Source organism: Microbulbifer donghaiensis (assembly GCF_900129095.1).
GTDB lineage: Bacteria > Pseudomonadota > Gammaproteobacteria > Pseudomonadales > Cellvibrionaceae > Microbulbifer > Microbulbifer donghaiensis.
Genome location: NZ_FQVA01000002.1, coordinates 73,956 through 89,040, shown reverse-complemented (window position 1 = coordinate 89,040; position 15,085 = coordinate 73,956). Strand labels below are relative to the sequence as shown.

Annotated in this window: 11 protein-coding genes; 9 read left to right on the top strand and 2 right to left on the bottom strand. The window is 60.1% G+C overall.

The window, feature by feature from the left end; translation table 11 throughout:
• The first annotated feature begins 387 nt into the window (after positions 1 to 387).
• The 3 genes from BUC36_RS10735 to BUC36_RS10725 are packed head-to-tail and all read left to right on the top strand — an operon-like array spanning position 388 to position 3,680.
• A complete protein-coding gene (locus tag BUC36_RS10735) occupies positions 388 to 1,089 on the top strand; it encodes an ATP-dependent zinc protease family protein (protein WP_084535919.1) in 702 nt (233 codons plus the stop codon).
• Positions 1,090 to 1,148: 59 nt separating this feature from the next.
• Complete coding sequence (locus tag BUC36_RS10730) at positions 1,149 to 2,681, top strand: inactive transglutaminase family protein (protein ID WP_073274988.1); 1,533 nt, start codon at positions 1,149 to 1,151, stop codon at positions 2,679 to 2,681.
• Positions 2,682 to 3,680 carry an alpha-L-glutamate ligase-like protein gene (locus tag BUC36_RS10725; RefSeq protein WP_200797258.1) on the top strand — a complete coding sequence of 333 codons (999 nt, stop codon included), beginning with the start codon at positions 2,682 to 2,684 and terminating at the stop codon, positions 3,678 to 3,680.
• Between the two features lie 274 nt (positions 3,681 to 3,954).
• Here the strand turns inward: BUC36_RS10725 and BUC36_RS10720 are convergent, their stop codons facing one another.
• Positions 3,955 to 5,118 (bottom strand): acyl-CoA desaturase, encoded by a 1,164-nt coding sequence (locus BUC36_RS10720; protein WP_073274986.1) that lies wholly within the window; start codon positions 5,116 to 5,118, stop codon positions 3,955 to 3,957.
• Between the two features lie 607 nt (positions 5,119 to 5,725).
• Here BUC36_RS10720 and BUC36_RS10715 point away from each other — a divergent pair.
• A complete protein-coding gene (locus BUC36_RS10715; protein ID WP_234994964.1) occupies positions 5,726 to 7,723 on the top strand; it encodes a hybrid sensor histidine kinase/response regulator in 1,998 nt (665 codons plus the stop codon).
• 144 nt (positions 7,724 to 7,867) lie between these two features.
• Entirely contained in the window at positions 7,868 to 10,888 is a 3,021-nt protein-coding gene (locus BUC36_RS10710; RefSeq protein WP_084535915.1) for an EAL domain-containing protein, read from the top strand.
• A 67-nt stretch (positions 10,889 to 10,955) separates the two neighbouring features.
• Here the strand turns inward: BUC36_RS10710 and BUC36_RS10705 are convergent, their stop codons facing one another.
• Positions 10,956 to 11,759: an inositol monophosphatase family protein gene (locus BUC36_RS10705; RefSeq protein ID WP_073274982.1), complete on the bottom strand. Its 804-nt coding sequence runs from the start codon at positions 11,757 to 11,759 to the stop codon at positions 10,956 to 10,958.
• 143 nt (positions 11,760 to 11,902) lie between these two features.
• Between BUC36_RS10705 and trmJ the strand changes: the two genes are divergently transcribed.
• The 4 genes from trmJ (at position 11,903) to iscU (ending at position 15,067) form a co-directional block, all read left to right on the top strand.
• The gene (gene trmJ / locus BUC36_RS10700) at positions 11,903 to 12,694 is read left to right on the top strand and encodes a tRNA (cytosine(32)/uridine(32)-2'-O)-methyltransferase TrmJ (protein WP_073274980.1); all 792 of its coding nucleotides are present in this window, start codon (positions 11,903 to 11,905) and stop codon (positions 12,692 to 12,694) included.
• Between the two features lie 166 nt (positions 12,695 to 12,860).
• Complete coding sequence (gene iscR / locus BUC36_RS10695; RefSeq protein ID WP_073274978.1) at positions 12,861 to 13,337, top strand: Fe-S cluster assembly transcriptional regulator IscR; 477 nt, start codon at positions 12,861 to 12,863, stop codon at positions 13,335 to 13,337.
• Between the two features lie 65 nt (positions 13,338 to 13,402).
• On the top strand, positions 13,403 to 14,617 hold the full coding sequence (locus BUC36_RS10690) for an IscS subfamily cysteine desulfurase (protein ID WP_073274976.1): 1,215 nt from the start codon (positions 13,403 to 13,405) through the stop codon (positions 14,615 to 14,617).
• Between the two features lie 27 nt (positions 14,618 to 14,644).
• Positions 14,645 to 15,067 (top strand): Fe-S cluster assembly scaffold IscU, encoded by a 423-nt coding sequence (gene iscU / locus BUC36_RS10685; RefSeq protein ID WP_073274974.1) that lies wholly within the window; start codon positions 14,645 to 14,647, stop codon positions 15,065 to 15,067.
• The last annotated feature ends 18 nt before the right edge of the window (positions 15,068 to 15,085 follow it).

Sequence of the window (15,085 nt, the reverse complement as noted above, 5' to 3'; positions counted from 1 at the left end):
GTCCCTCGACTATACCCCCCTGGGATGATGGATACAAAGTAGGAGCATCAGGGTCATGGCACTCCGCGGAAATCAGTGCGTGGCGGCGGAGTTTCTGGTCGCTGGTTTCTCGGCTTGTGAGTGAGGATTCACTGCCTTCGGTAGCACTGACCACCGGTCGATCCGGCTATACTTTCGCCCGTCGAGCCGCCCCGCTGTCGCGAACCGTGGCCTTGCCGGGCGGGAGCCTGTCCGGGCGACCCGCTGTTCAGCGGCGGGGCGAATGCGCTAATATCCGCCCTTTGCATGAAGCGGAGGCGGGATTCTCCGGCAAATAAAAAGCACGGACAGCCAGATTGCGATAGTCGCACAGGGACGGCCGAGAAGGCCCTAAGGTAGTTAATAAGAATGCGGACTTTTTCCCCTCTATGGTTGTTGCTGGTTTCTCAGTTGCTGGTGGGCTGTGAGTCGCTGCATTTTCCCTGGGAAAAGGGGGCGGCAACCGTTGTGCCCGGTACTGAAACTGTCGAAGCGTCGCAACCCGTAGGACCGGGCGCTCAGTGTCCGGAACCGGTGGCGGTCGTCTGTGCCGAGCCGGAAGTGAAAGTTGTTGAGCGCGTCATCGAACGAAGATTCGAAAAGGTGGTCGAAGTGCCCGTCGCCAAAGACAAGCTGGTGCTGGGCGCAGTCGAGACCGTTTCCATTGAGCCCGGTGGCCTGTTCCTCGAGTCGGTCATTGATACCGGCTCTGCCACTTCCACACTCAGTGCGCAGGAGCTGACGCGTTTCGAACGTGACGGCAAGGAGTGGGTGCGGTTAAAGCTGGCGCCGCCTGACAGCGGCGCCGAAGCAGATCTGACGACTGTCGAACTGCCGATCAAGCGTCATATTCGTGTGGCGCGTCCTGGTTTTGAGAGCCAGCGGCGACCGGTGGTAGAGATGAGCCTGACTGTGGGCGAAGTCACTCACATGGTAGAGGTCAACCTGACCGATCGCAGCGGCTCCGATATGCCGATGCGGATCGGGCGCAATTTCCTCAAGGACGCGGCGGTTGTCGACGTGAGCCGGCGTAACGTCCAGGGCGAGCCCAAGGCGCCCAACACCAAATAAACTGAAAAGATACCGGGCCCCGGAATATCCGGCGCCTTTCGAACTATGGGGAATGGCGAATGTCGCCGCGCGCTCAGGTCTATATTCTGGCTGCACTGCTCGCACTGATGGGTGCGGGACTCACAATCTACAAGAATCGGGAGCTCGGATTTCCGCTTTTGCCCGGAGAATACCGCACTGTCTGGACTATCGAGGCCAAGGTGCGCTTCAACGCGGACGGGGGTCCGGTCAAGGCCGCTCTCACTCTGCCGCGCGAGCAGCGCAACATGGAGATTCTGGGCGAGACCTTCAGCTCGTCCGGCTACGGCTTCAATATTGTGCGGGAAAACGACGAGTACCGGGCCGTGTGGTCGCGGCGCTCGGCCAGTGGCGCTCAGTCCCTGTTCTATCAGTTGGATGTGCACCAGACGCCGGGGGCTCCGCTGGAGCAGCCGCTGGACCTGAGTACCGAGGTGCGGAAGCCTTTCCTGGAGGCGCGGGAACAGGAAGCGGTCCGCCTGGCCATATACTCGCTGGTGGAAAACGCGCACGAGCGCTCCTCCGACCCCAGAACGCTTACGACCCAGATTCTCACCGCGCTGGCGGACAAGGGAAATCAGGATCGCAACCTCATTTTCGGCTATTACAAGGATCGCTCCCTGGTCGACGTGGCACTGATCGTGCTGGCGGCGGCGGATATCCCTGCGCATCGTATTCGCGGTCTGTATCTTGAAGACGACCGCCGCCGACTGGATCCGGAAGACCTGCTCGAAGTGTACGACGGCAAGCGCTGGGTGGTGTTTGAGCCTACCAGCGGGTCGCCGGGTGTGCCCAAGAACTTTTTTATCTGGCAGCGCGGTGGCAAGAGCCTGCTGGACGTCGAGGGGGGGCGCAACTCTCAAGTAACCTTCTCGGTGATCGCCAACGACGTGCCGGCGCGGGATGTATCGATGCTGAGCACCAGCAAGGAAAAAGAGGCGCTGGTGGACTTTTCCATCTACAGCCTGCCGATCGAGCAGCAGAGCATATTCAAACTGATTCTGTTGGTGCCGGTGGGTGCGCTGGTTGTCGTGCTCCTGCGAGTCTTTGTGGGGCTGCGCACTTCAGGGACCTTTATGCCGGTCCTGTTGGCCATTGCGTTTATTGAAACCCAGCTGTTTACCGGGTTGTCCATTTTTACCCTGATCCTGGTGTTGGGTTTGTGGGTGCGCTTCTATCTGAGTCGACTAAACCTGCTGCTTGTGGCGAGGATCGCCGCCGTGGTGGTCACGGTGGTGATCTTGATGGGGGCGATCAGTGTTATCAGCTACAAGCTCGGTATTGAACAGGCCCTCACGGTAACTTTCTTCCCGATGATCATCCTTGCCTGGACCATTGAGCGCATGTCCATCGTCTGGGAGGAGGATGGCCCTTACGAAGTGGTGGTACAGGCCGGCGGCAGCCTATTGGTAGCGGTGCTCGCCTGGTGGGTAATGACCAACAGCTATATCGAGCACTGGACATTCAATTTCCCCGAACTGCTGCTGGTGCTGCTGGCACTGATCCTGGTGATCGGCAACTACACCGGCTACCGGCTGGGCGAACTGATGCGCTTTAGGCAGTTGGTGCGTTAAATGCTCGGGTTTTCCATGAAGCATATGCTCACCAAGCTGCGCGGCGGTATGGTCTCGCCTCTGGCGCTGCACCGCTTGGGGATCCTGGGAATGAATGCGCGCAATATCAACTACATTGCGCGTTACAACGACCGCGATAAATATCCGATTGTCGATGACAAGCTCAATACCAAGCGTGCGGCAAAGCGCTACGGTATTCCGACCCCGGAGCTGATCGCTGCGTTTGAAACCCAGCCGAGCCGTTCGCGGGTGATGAAGATAATCGAACCGCTGTGGCAGTTTGTGATCAAGCCGGCGCGCGGATCCGGCGGCAAGGGCATCCTGGTCATCGTGGGCCGTGACGGTGACAGGTACAAGAAGCCCTCCGGTGCCGAGGTGACGGCGGAGGATATTCTGCGGCATGTCAGCAACATTACCAGCGGGCTCTACAGCCTGGGCGGCAAGCCGGATCGGGTAATGGTTGAGGCCCTGGTGGATTTTGATCCCATTTTCGACAACTACTCGTTCGAAGGCGTGCCGGATATTCGTGTCATTGTGTTTCGCGGCTTCCCGGTGATGGCCATGTTGCGCTGTTCCACGCACGACTCCGACGGCAAGGCGAACCTTCACCAGGGCGCTGTCGGGGTAGGTCTGGATCTCGCCACCGGGAAGAGCTGCCATGCCGTACAGCGCGGCCTGCGTATCAACAAGCACCCGGATACGGAGATGCCATTCGACAAGCTGGAAGTGCCGGGGTGGCGCGATCTGCTGAGGCTGGCGTCGAGCTGCTACGAAATGACGGGTTTGGGATATCTCGGCTGTGACATTGTGCTGGACCGCAAGCGCGGCCCGCTACTCCTGGAGGCCAATGCGCGGCCGGGCCTGGCGATTCAGGTGGCCAATGGGGTGGGGCTCTGCACCCGCCTGAGGCATATCGAGAAGATGGACCTGGAGCAGCTGGAAAAGAATGTCGAAGATCGGGTGAACTATTCAGTGCGGGAATTTGCCGCCGCAAAATAAATTTGATCTGTGGCGCTGAACCTCTGAACACGTTAAGTCAGCGGCAACCGGTTCTGAGCTGGTGCGGTGGCGGCCAAGCACTAGGAAGAGCATTTCGAAACGCTGTGAATACATCCCTGCAAGCTCCGGCGGCGGTCCGGCCGCTGCAGGCATTCGCGGCGCCTTCGGCCCTGTCGCCGACGGTTCGAAATACTCGTCCTAGCACTTTGCCTTAAATTTTGACTGCATAACTTTGTCAGCAACCTGAGGCGAACCATCGGTTCGCCTTTTTTATTCAGGTGGCTGACACCGGGCACAGGTGGAACTGCTCCATCATGATCTGCAGGCGCTTGCGCTGCATCTTCAGGCTGTATTCCAGCTCCTTGACCCGCGTGCGAATGGCGGCGGACTCCCACTTGGCCATAAGGCGTTCACGCGCGTTCTCATAGCGGCGCGCCTGCAGTTCCTTCCATTCGTTCAGTGCCGCGGAAAATTCCTGCGCTTCCTTTTCCAGCAGCTGGCGCCAGCTTTCTTTGTGGCTGGATAGTTGCAGTTTCTGCTCCGCGCGCTTGAACTGCATGGTGAGTATGGCGCGCTGGATGCGCATAGTCGGCACCGTTTTCAGGTTGCGTGCCAAACCGAGCCAACTGGCGGACTTGATCAGCCACTTGGTCGGATCCCACTGGTACCAGCGGATACCGTTGCGGTAGTCGGTCTGAAAGATGTGGTGGTAGTTGTGGTAGCCCTCACCGAAGGTGAAGAAAGCGAGCAGGTCGTTGTCCCGCGCACTGTTCTCGTCGGTGTAGGGGCGACGGCCCCATATGTGCGCCAGCGAGTTGATAAAGAAAGTGGTGTGGTGATTGACCACGATCCGCAGCACACCGGCGAGCAGCAGCATGCCAATAATATCGCCGGTCAAAACGCCGAGCAGCAGCGGCAAGCCCAGGTTCATCGCCAGCGTAATAGCGATGTAGTGATTGTGCTGCCACATCACTATCTTGTCCCGCTGCAGGTCCTTGGCATTGTCAAAGTCGACTTTGCCACTCGGGTAATCGCGCAGCATCCAGCCGATATGGGAAAACCAGAAACCGCGCCTGGCGGAGTAGGGATCCTGCTCGTTGTCGTCGACGTGGCGGTGGTGGCGGCGGTGGCCGGAGCACCAGATCAGAATGCTGTTCTGCAGGGAGGCGGCGCCGAACAGTGCGAAGAGCAGGCGCAGGGACCAGTGCGCTTCATAGGTGCGGTGTGACCAGAGGCGGTGGTACCCGGCGGTAATGGAAAAGCCACAGAGAGCACCGTAAACCGCGAACGCCAGCCACTGATACCAGTGATAGCCGTAAAGCACGCCGTACAGCGGCACGAGTATCAGTGCGGCCAATGCTGTACTGGAAAACAGGATGGTGGTCACCCACAGGCGAGGTGGAGTCGACGGCCCGGACTTTTCGGGGACTGCATTCATAAAACAACCTTATATGTACGCTTCTGCGCGGGTCGGCTTGTGTAGTGCTTCATTGTAAACCGAGACTGTATAGTCAATTCATTTGCCGCCCGACTGTCAGATGATGCTAACCGATCGACCGCAGTTCGGCATCTCCGATGCCGGCAGTTTGAGAACTGTTAAAGGTGTACGGTCACAATTTGCCTGCTTTTGGTGCGCCTTCGCCTGCAGGGGAGCATTGTTGGTTCAATTGCCGTCGGTTGTGCATCCGAATGTGTGGCGGGGAACCCTACTATCTCGCTAAATACAAAGTTGGCATGGGGGTTGCAACAACCCTGGTGTGGGTCGCGAGATCCACGCTCCGGGAATCCATCACGGGGTTATGGCAAATAGTTATTACTGCGTGACTTCCCGTTTTCTCTCATCATCGCTGATTCAGGCCCCGCATTGCGGGGCCTTTTTTTAGCAGGGGTCGGGCCCACGCCTTGACTGCTTTATAACCAATCTTGCTGCCCGCCCTCGCTGTCCACGATTTCATCGTTCTATTGGAGTGGAAGGATCCTCTTTTCACGCCTCGGCATAAATGATTCACTTAGTCGGTAAGACGATTGCATCAAAAGAGCCCCGCGTGTCCGAAGGATCCTCGCCCGAAACTACTGATTTGCCGCTGCAGCTGGCCGCGCCCGACGAGCTGGATACGCTCGCGCCCGAGCAGTTGGCGCGGCAGGCGGTCCACCTACAGAGCCTGTTGCTGGATAAAGACTGTGGACTCTGGGAGTGGCATCCCCGCAGCGGTCAGCGGCGGGCGCAGGGCGCGTTCTGGTCAATGTTTGCGGAAGATGCAGCGGCGGCGTTGGCCGGACTCTGGAGCGGCGACGAACTCTGTTTGGTGCACTCAGGTGATCGCGACAAGCTGCTCGCTCTGCGGCATCGCGTCAGCAGCCAGGGCGGATCTTTCGATACCGCCTTTCGCGCCTTCGATAGCAGCGGTCAGCTCTATTGGTTGAGAATCCGGGGGCGGGCCGTGCCGGTCGATGGCGGTGATGGCGAAAGTGTCGTTATCGGCAGTTGCGCCGACTACACCGAGGCCTTCTCGGGGCGCTACCTGAGCAAACTCCCCGGTGAGCGCCCGCTGCAGGCCCTGGCCGGAGTTAGTGACGGTCTCTGGGAGTGGGATCTCCGCGCCGATGAGGTGGTCCTGGATCGGGCCTGCTGGGCAATGCTCGGTTTCGAGCAGAATCCGGTGGACACGGACGCGCGCACCGCCCTGTCACACTGGAAGTCGCGGATGTTGCCGGAAGATTTCCCCCGCGCCGCACAGGCGTTCAAGGATCACGTGTGCGAGCGCCTGCCCCTCGATGTTGAGTTTCGTCTCTGGCACCGGGACGGCGGTATCGTCTGGGTGCGCTGTCGCGGCCAGGCACAGCGCAACAGCGACGGGGAACCGGTTCGTGTGCTGGGTGTGCTGCAGGACATTACCGGCAATAGGGAAGCACTGCTGCGGGCCGAGCGGGAGCTGCAGCAGCTGCGCCAGGATAGCGCCAATCGCGCCGACCTGCTTTTCAGCCTCAGTCACGAACTGCGCACGCCGTTGAATGCGATTCTCGGTTACAGCCAGATGGTGGAGTTGGACCAGAGCCTCAACCCGGACCAGCGCCAGCGGCTGGCCGAAATACGTCGCGCTGGCCAGCACCTGTTGCACCTGGTGGGCGACGTACTGGAGTTGGCTCGCATCGACAGCCAGCGGCTGGCACCGTCTATGGAACCGATGCAGCCCGCGGCACTGGTGGCCGACTGCAAGCGTCTGCTGGAGCCCCTCGCGGAAACCCGCCGCGTCAGCCTTATCTTTGAGCCCCTGGGCTGGGAGTCCGCATTCATTTGCGCGGACCCGGTGCGTTTTAAGCAGGTGGTGCTGAACCTGGCCGGCAACGCGGTGAAATACAACCGTGAGAACGGTCGCGTGGTGATCAATTTCGCACCCCAGGCAGAGGGGTGGCTGCGGCTCAGTATCCTGGATACGGGCAAGGGGATTCCCGAGGAGCGGCGCGCGGAAGTATTTGAGCCCTTCAATCGACTGGGGGCGGAAAAGGGACAGATCGAAGGTACCGGCGTCGGGTTGGCGATCGCCAAGCGCCTGACCGAGGCCATGGGGGGGCGTATCGATTTCGACAGCCACGAGGACCAGGGGTCCGTTTTCTGGATTGAGTTTCCTTTGATAGATGCGCCAGTCGAGCTGATGCTGCTGTCCGCGCAGCCGAGCATACCGGTGAAGTTGCCGCCCTGTCGTTTATTGCAGGTCGAGAACCGCCCCACGGCAATTGAACGCCTGAAATCCATGTTGAGCGGCTCGTCCCAGGTCCAGCACCTGGTGGCAACCGATGCGGTGGAGGCGATTTTCACCGCGCGAACCCAGGGCCCGGATATCGTGTTGTTCGATTGTTCGGTGCCGGGTATGTCGGCCGCCGATCTGGCGCGCATCCTGAAAGACGATCCCCTGACCAAAACCATTCGCTTTGTGGCCATAGGTGAATGCCGCGAAGAGGAGTTCGATGCGACACTCCCCGAAGAGTTTGAACTTGTACAGTTGTGCCAAGTATTGGAGCGCTGTGCTTCCGATTCGGTATAAATCAGCGGATTGGACGTGTTTGCACGAAGATCCAATTCTTTATTGCCGCGCGCTCGTCTAAACTGGCGTCTTCACAAGACCGCCTATTGATCAGAAATAATCAGGCCGTATTCCCGGAAAGATACTAATAAGCTGAGGAAGTGGATGTCTGTAATGCTCCCGGATCGACGCCCGGAAGGGCGGGAGTCCCGACTACGCCTTTGGGTCGCCGTGCTGCTGATGGCCGTACTGAGCGTTACCTCTGTCATTATCTGTAAACAGTTCCTCAGCTTTAATGGTGGCAGCGCGGTTATCTGGTTTGCAGATGCAGTTGCCATCGCATTTCTGTACCGGCACCGGTTGCGCGACTGGCCCCTGTTCGTCGGCACATTTTTCTGTGTCAATGTGACGACAGGTTTGACTATGGGGTTCGAGGGCAGTGTGGCCTCGATCTATACACTGGCAGGGCTGGCCGAGGTGTTACCCGCCGCCCTGATGTTGCGGCGCTTTTTCCCAGCGGGAGGCTACTTCGATAGCCTGGAGCGCTGGGCAACCTTTATCCTGATTTCCGCAGTGCTGCCGCCGTTGGCTAGCGCCAGTATCGGCTCGGCGATCGCGTCGTTACGCACCGGCATGGAATATTCCGCAATATTTCCAGCCTGGTATCTGGCCGATGCCGCGGGCATTCTGGTGTTGCTGCCCCTTGCGCTGAACTTCAGTCTGGCGTCGCTGCGGGGACTGCTGGATCGCGCGCTGCTCGGCAGGTTACTGGTTGTGGCCGCTGTCGCCATTGTCGCCGTGTTCCTGATTCTTGAAGTAGCACTGCTGCACTTTGTCTTTGTTGCTCTGCCGCTGATTTGGGTGGCCACGAGGTTGCCGCTATTCCAGACTCTGGCGGTTATCTTCAGTGTGGTCCTGTTGTTGACAATGACATATGTCGGTATTGATACACACGCAAACCCGCATATTACTCCTGCAGCCGGGCAACAAACCGGCAGCCTTCTGGTGCTGGCGATTTTCGGTTCTGCAATCCCTGCCTATGTTATGGCGGTGTATACGAACATCGAACGCATTCGCAACGCGCGTATCGTGGAAGTGGAGAGCAGTTTTCGCGCAGCGGTGGAAAAGTCCCGAATTGGCATGCTGCTGGTGGGGCTGGACGGGACTATCCTGCGGGCCAATCGCAGTTTTTGTGAATTCCTCGGGTATGACGAGCAGGAGCTGGTTGGGCGAAATGTTGTGGATATCACTCATACCGACGACCGGGCGTATACGCGGGCGTTTTGTGAGGAGCTCTTCGGTGCGGAGCGGGAAGCACCGCAAATGGAGAAGCGCTATGTGCGCAAAGACGGCGAAGTGGTATGGGGGTATTTGTCCTGTTGCCTCGCGCGGGGCGTTGAAGGTGAGCCGCTCTATGCCGTATCCCAGGTAGAGGATATCGATTGGCGCAAACGCAGTGAGTCCAGCCTGCGAGAGGCCAAGGAGCGGTTGCAGGTCACTCTTTCCTCCATCGCCGATGCGGTCATCTCCACGGACATCAACCAGTGTGTCAATTTCATGAATCCGATCGCCGAGCAGATGACCGGAGTGACATTGCAGCAGGCGGAAAACCAGCCGATCAGCGCCATCTTTCGTGTCACGCAGGGTCGTGAAGGAGAGTTGCTGGGCAATCCTGTGGCGGAGTGTCTGCAGCTGGGTGAAGCGGTGCGCGGGACCGAGGGCGCGGTACTGCAGAGCCGTGACGGACGCACCTACGATATCAAGCATTCCGCCTCACCACTGAAGACGGAGCGCGGTGATTTACTCGGTGCGGTCATGGTATTCCAGGATGTCAGCGAATCGCGCAAATTGATCCGGCAGCTGAGTTACAAGGCCTCTCATGACGATCTCACCGGCCTGCCCAACCGCGACGCTTTCAAGCGAGAACTGCTCGATGCCATCGAAAATGCGCGTGACAGTGACACAAGCCATGCCCTGGCATATATCGACCTGGACCGCTTCAAGGTAATCAATGACAGTGCCGGGCACCTCGCCGGCGATGCCCTGCTGAAGAAAGTCAGCAAGTACCTGCGAGCACTGCTGCGCAACTCCGATAGTGTCGCGCGCCTCGGCGGCGATGAATTTGGCCTGCTGTTTCGCAACTGCAGCAAGGAGCAGGCTAAATTGCGCTGCGAGCAGTTGATCCGGCAGATTGTGACACTGCGCTTCCCCTGGAATGAGCGCGTGTACGACGTGGGCGCGAGTATCGGGATTACGGAAATCAACCGGCGCAACGACCGCCTCGGCGACCTGCTAAGCCAGGCGGATGTGGCCTGTTACTCCGCCAAACATGCCAGCCGCGGCACCGTGATGATCTATGAAATGGAGCAAAGTGCGGCCGCGGAGCAGCACCGCGAGATCATCATGGCGTCGGCAGTGCGCGAGGCGCTCGATGAAGGGCAGTTGCGACTCTGTGCCCAGCCGATTGCTTGTGGCGGCGATATCAGTGCGATCAACCATTACGAGATTTTGGTGCGCATGGTGGATGCCGGCGGCAAGCTGATTCTCCCCGCGGCATTTATTCCGGCGGCGGAACGTTATGGGCTGATGTTACAGGTGGACCGCTGGGTGGTGGATGAGGTGCTGGTTCGCCGCGCGGCACAGGTCGACGCTGCGCGGATCAACTTTGCATTGAACCTCTCCGCAGATGCCTTGGGCGATTCGGAGTTCCAGGCCCATGTTATCCGGGTACTGGAGCAGACGCCGATTCCGCTGTCGCGGATCAGTTTTGAAATCACCGAGACGGCGATGGTCAACCAGATGGAAAATGCCAGCCACTTCGTGGCCACCCTGCGCAGGATGGGCTGCAAGGTCGCGCTGGATGATTTCGGCAACGGGCTCAGTTCCTTCAATTATCTGAAGGCTTTCTCAATCGACTTTATCAAGATCGATGGCAGCTTCGTGCGGCAGGTGGAGTCCAATTTTGTCGACCTGATTATTGTCGAGTCCATTCACCAGGTGGCGCACCGCCTGGGTGCAAAGACGATTGCCGAGTACGTGGAAGACGCAGCCACCGCCGCGCGCCTGCGCACCATCGGCGTGGACCTGATCCAGGGGCACCATGTCGGGCGGCCGCTGTTGCTGGAGCAGTTGCTCACGGGAGCGAAGAAGAGTGAGGTGCTGGAGCTGGCTGCGGTGATTGACTGAGAGGATTGCGAAGGGCGGGGCGTATCCCACGGATCGCCCAGCCCTTGCCAAGGGATGCCTGTCCGGTTTAGCGCACGCGGCCCAGGTGTTTACCGACGATTTGCAGCAGCGGTTTGAATACCTTCGGGGTGCCACACACCAGGTGGCCGGAATCCAGGTAGTCTTCGCCACCGCGGAAATCGCTGATCAGGCCGCCGGCTTCTTTTACCAGCAGTGAACCGGCGGCGATATCCCAGGGGTTCAGGTACATCTCCCAGAAACCGTCGAATCGGCCTGCCGCCACATAGGCGAGGTCCAGGGCTGCCGCACCGGGGCGGCGGATACCGGCGGTCTGGCCGGCAATCTCTTTCAGTGCGTCCAGATACGGATCGATATTCTCGAGGGCCGGGCCGTTGAAAGGCAGGCCGGTGCCGATCAGCGCGCCGCGCAGGTTCTGGCGCGGCGATACGCGGATACGGCGGCCGTTCAGGGCGGCGCCGCGGCCGCGGCTGGCGGTGAATTCCTCGCGCTTGATCGGATCCAGTACCACGGCGTGCTCGATGCGGCCGCGGTATTTGCAGGCGATAGACACCGCAAATTGCGGGACGCCGTGAATGAAGTTGGTGGTGCCGTCGAGGGGGTCGATAATCCACTCGTAGTCGGGCTCGGCGCCTTCCTGCAGGCCGGTTTCCTCGCCGTGGATACTGTGTTTCGGGTAGGCCTTGCGCAGGTGGTAGATGATCTCCTGCTCGCTGGCCTTGTCCACTTCGGTGACGAAATCGTTGCGGGCCTTCTCCTCGAACTGCTTCAGGTCGCCGCGCTCCCAGGCTCGTTCAATCAGTTCACCGGCCTTGCGCGCGGCGCGCAGGGCAATATTCAGCATGGGTTCCATAACTATTCCGCACTAAGTGGTTGAAGGGGTTAAAAAGCTGGCCGCGGGCTCGCCGGGCGGGTGCGATTGTAGGGATTCCCGCTCATATTTGCTACACTCGCGCGCCCGCGCTATCCCGACACCTGATATCCGATTCATACAGTATGGCCAAGTCTCCTCTCGACACTTCCCCCCTCACCGCGCTCGACAATGTGCGCGTGGTGCTGGTGAACACCGCCCACCCGGGCAACATTGGCGGCGCCGCGCGCGCGCTGAAGAATATGGGGCTGAGCCAGCTCTACCTGGTGGCGCCACGGGAATTCCCCGCCGCCAACGCCGTCTGGCGGGCGGCCGGCGCCGCGGATCTGCTGGATAAAGTGGTCGTCGTCGACACGCTCGAGGAAGCGGTCGCCGACTGTGGCCTGGTGGTCGCCACCAGCGCTCGTGAACGCCGTATCCCCTGGCCGCTGCTGACCCCGCGGCAGTGCGGGGAGCGGGCCGTGGCGGAGGCATCGACCCACCCGGTGGCGCTGGTGTTCGGCCGCGAAGACCGGGGGCTGACCAATGAGGAATTGCAGGCCTGTAACTTCCATGTCCATATTCCGGCCAATCCGGACTACAGCTCACTGAACCTGGCCACCGCGGTGCAGGTGCTCGCCTATGAGGTGCGCGTGGCGGCACTGGAGGCGGAGAAGGGGGCGGAACTCAGTTACGCGGACTGGGACAGGCCGCCGGCCAAGGCCAGCGATATGGAGCTCTATTTCGATCACCTGCAGCAGGCGCTGGGGCAGATCGGCTTTATCGATCCGGATAACCCGCGCCAGACAATGACCCGCCTGCGCAGACTGTTCAGTCGGGTGCGCCCCGACGATATGGAACTGGGCATACTGCGCGGCTGGCTGACGGCGATCCAGAATTACATCCATCGCACCGGCGGCAAGGGTCGCCCGGATTAGGGTCGCCCGGACTAGGGTCGCCCGGACTAGGGTCGCCCTGAATAAGGATGGAGAAAGGGAGAATACCTGACTGCCCCCAGGGGTTATATACTTGACTGACCCGGTAGGTTATTCCATACTCGCGCCCCGATCGTAAAACGGGCTGTAGATCAGTCGGGAGCTGACGATGCGTTTGACAACCAAAGGCCGCTACGCGGTCACGGCGATGCTGGATCTGGCGCTGCACGCCGATCGAGGCCCGATCAGTCTGGCAGATATATCCAAACGCCAGGGTATCTCCCTGTCCTACCTGGAGCAGTTGTTCTCCCGCCTGCGCCATTCCGGCCTGGTTTCCAGTGTGCGCGGACCCGGTGGCGGCTACCGCCTGGCGCGGTCCGGCGAAGAAATTTTTGTGGCGCAGATAGTCGATGCGGTCAACGAGTCGGTTGACGCCACTAGCTGTGGCGGCAATGCGGACTGCGCCGGTGGCGAGCAGTGTCTGACGCACTACCTCTGGTCTGACCTGAGCGAACAGATTCACAACTTCCTGAGCGGTATCAGCCTCGCCAATCTGGTGGCGCGGGCGGAAGTACAGGAAGTCGCGCGCCGCCAGGACTTACGCGGTGCGCCGGAAGAGCGGATCGCCGTGATCGGCGGCCTGTAATTGCCCGGTTTGAAAAGAGCCCGGCAGCGAGATTTGAAGATTTATTAAGCGGAATCGGTATGACTATGAAGCTTCCCATCTACCTGGATTACTCAGCTACCTGCCCGGTGGACCCGCGCGTCGCCGCCAAAATGGCGGAGCAGCTGACGATGGAGGGCAACTTTGGCAACCCGGCATCGCGTTCGCACCTGTTCGGCTGGAAAGCGGAAGAGGCGGTAGAGGAAGCGCGTCGCCACGTGGCGGAGCTGTTCAACGCCGACCCGCGCGAGATCGTCTGGACCAGCGGTGCGACCGAATCCGACAACCTGGCGATCAAGGGTGCCGCCCACTTCTATCAGGGCAAGGGCAAGCACATCATCACTTCCAAGATCGAGCACAAGGCGGTGCTGGACACCTGCCGCCAGCTCGAGCGCGAAGGCTTCGAAGTGACCTACCTCAACCCGCGGGCCGACGGTATCGTCTATCCGGAGCAGGTCGAGGAAGCGCTGCGCGAGGACACCATCCTGGTCAGCCTGATGCACGTCAACAACGAGATCGGCGTGGTCAACGATATCGCCGCGATCGGTGAAATCCTTCGCGCGAAAAAAATAATCTTCCATGTGGACGCGGCCCAGAGTGCCGGCAAATTGCCGATCGACCTGCAGGAGCTGAAGGTGGATCTGATGTCCTTCTCCGCCCACAAGGTTTACGGACCCAAGGGTATCGGCGCCCTGTACGTGCGCCGCAAGCCCCGCGTGCGTCTGGAAGCGCAGATGCACGGTGGCGGTCACGAGCGCGGTATGCGCTCCGGCACGCTGCCGACCCACCAGATCGTTGGCATGGGTGAGGCCTTCCGCATCGCCAAAGAGGAAATGGCGGCGGAATCCGAGCGCCTGCTGGCCCTGCGCAATCGCTTCTGGGACCAGGTCAAGGATATGGAAGAGGTACACATCAACGGTTCCGTCGAGCAGCGCGTCGCCGGCAACCTGAATGTGAGCTTCGCCTTCGTCGAGGGCGAGAGCCTGATTATGTCACTGCGGGACCTGGCGATTTCCTCCGGTTCCGCCTGCACCTCCGCCAGCCTGGAACCCAGCTACGTACTGCGCGCGCTGGGCGTCAACGACGAGCTGGCCCACAGTTCCCTGCGCTTCAGCTTCGGCCGTTTTACCAGTGAGCAGGATGTGGATACCGCAGCGGCCGAAGTGCGCAAGGCGGTAGAGAAACTGCGCGAGCTGTCGCCGCTTTGGGATATGTACAAAGATGGCATCGACCTAAATACCATTGAATGGGCCGCCCACTAAGCGCGAGCAAGAGTTAGGAGAATAGTCATGGCCTATAGCGATAAAGTTATTGATCACTACGAACACCCGCGCAATGTCGGCCGCCTGGACGACAAGTCGGAAAACGTCGGTACCGGAATGGTTGGCGCCCCCGCCTGTGGCGACGTGATGCGCCTGCAGATTCAGGTCGACGAAAACGGCGTGATCGAGGACGCGAAGTTCAAGACCTACGGTTGCGGTTCCGCCATCGCCTCCAGCTCGCTGCTGACCGAGTGGGTGAAGGGCAAGACGCTCGACGAAGCCGAGCAGATCAAGAATACCGCTATCGCGGAAGAGCTGGCGCTGCCGCCGGTGAAGATTCACTGCTCCGTGTTGGCGGAAGACGCCATCAAGGCGGCAGTGCGCAATATCCGTGAGAAGCGCGGTCAGGTCGCCGATGCGGGCGATGCGAAGGAAGAGGCGGCCGGTTAAGGCCATCGGGCAGCAAGG

Excerpts from the sequence above, each read along its gene's own strand:
- BUC36_RS10735 (WP_084535919.1), top strand. The coding sequence starts at position 388 with ATGCGGACTTTTTCCCCTCTATGGTTGTTGCTGGTTTCTCAGTTGCTG.
- BUC36_RS10730 (WP_073274988.1), top strand. The coding sequence starts at position 1,149 with ATGTCGCCGCGCGCTCAGGTCTATATTCTGGCTGCACTGCTCGCACTG.
- BUC36_RS10725 (WP_200797258.1), top strand. The coding sequence starts at position 2,682 with ATGCTCGGGTTTTCCATGAAGCATATGCTCACCAAGCTGCGCGGCGGT.
- BUC36_RS10720 (WP_073274986.1), bottom strand. The coding sequence starts at position 5,118 with ATGAATGCAGTCCCCGAAAAGTCCGGGCCGTCGACTCCACCTCGCCTG.
- BUC36_RS10710 (WP_084535915.1), top strand. The coding sequence starts at position 7,868 with ATGTCTGTAATGCTCCCGGATCGACGCCCGGAAGGGCGGGAGTCCCGA.
- BUC36_RS10705 (WP_073274982.1), bottom strand. The coding sequence starts at position 11,759 with ATGGAACCCATGCTGAATATTGCCCTGCGCGCCGCGCGCAAGGCCGGT.
- trmJ (WP_073274980.1), top strand. The coding sequence starts at position 11,903 with ATGGCCAAGTCTCCTCTCGACACTTCCCCCCTCACCGCGCTCGACAAT.
- iscR (WP_073274978.1), top strand. The coding sequence starts at position 12,861 with ATGCGTTTGACAACCAAAGGCCGCTACGCGGTCACGGCGATGCTGGAT.
- BUC36_RS10690 (WP_073274976.1), top strand. The coding sequence starts at position 13,403 with ATGAAGCTTCCCATCTACCTGGATTACTCAGCTACCTGCCCGGTGGAC.
- iscU (WP_073274974.1), top strand. The coding sequence starts at position 14,645 with ATGGCCTATAGCGATAAAGTTATTGATCACTACGAACACCCGCGCAAT.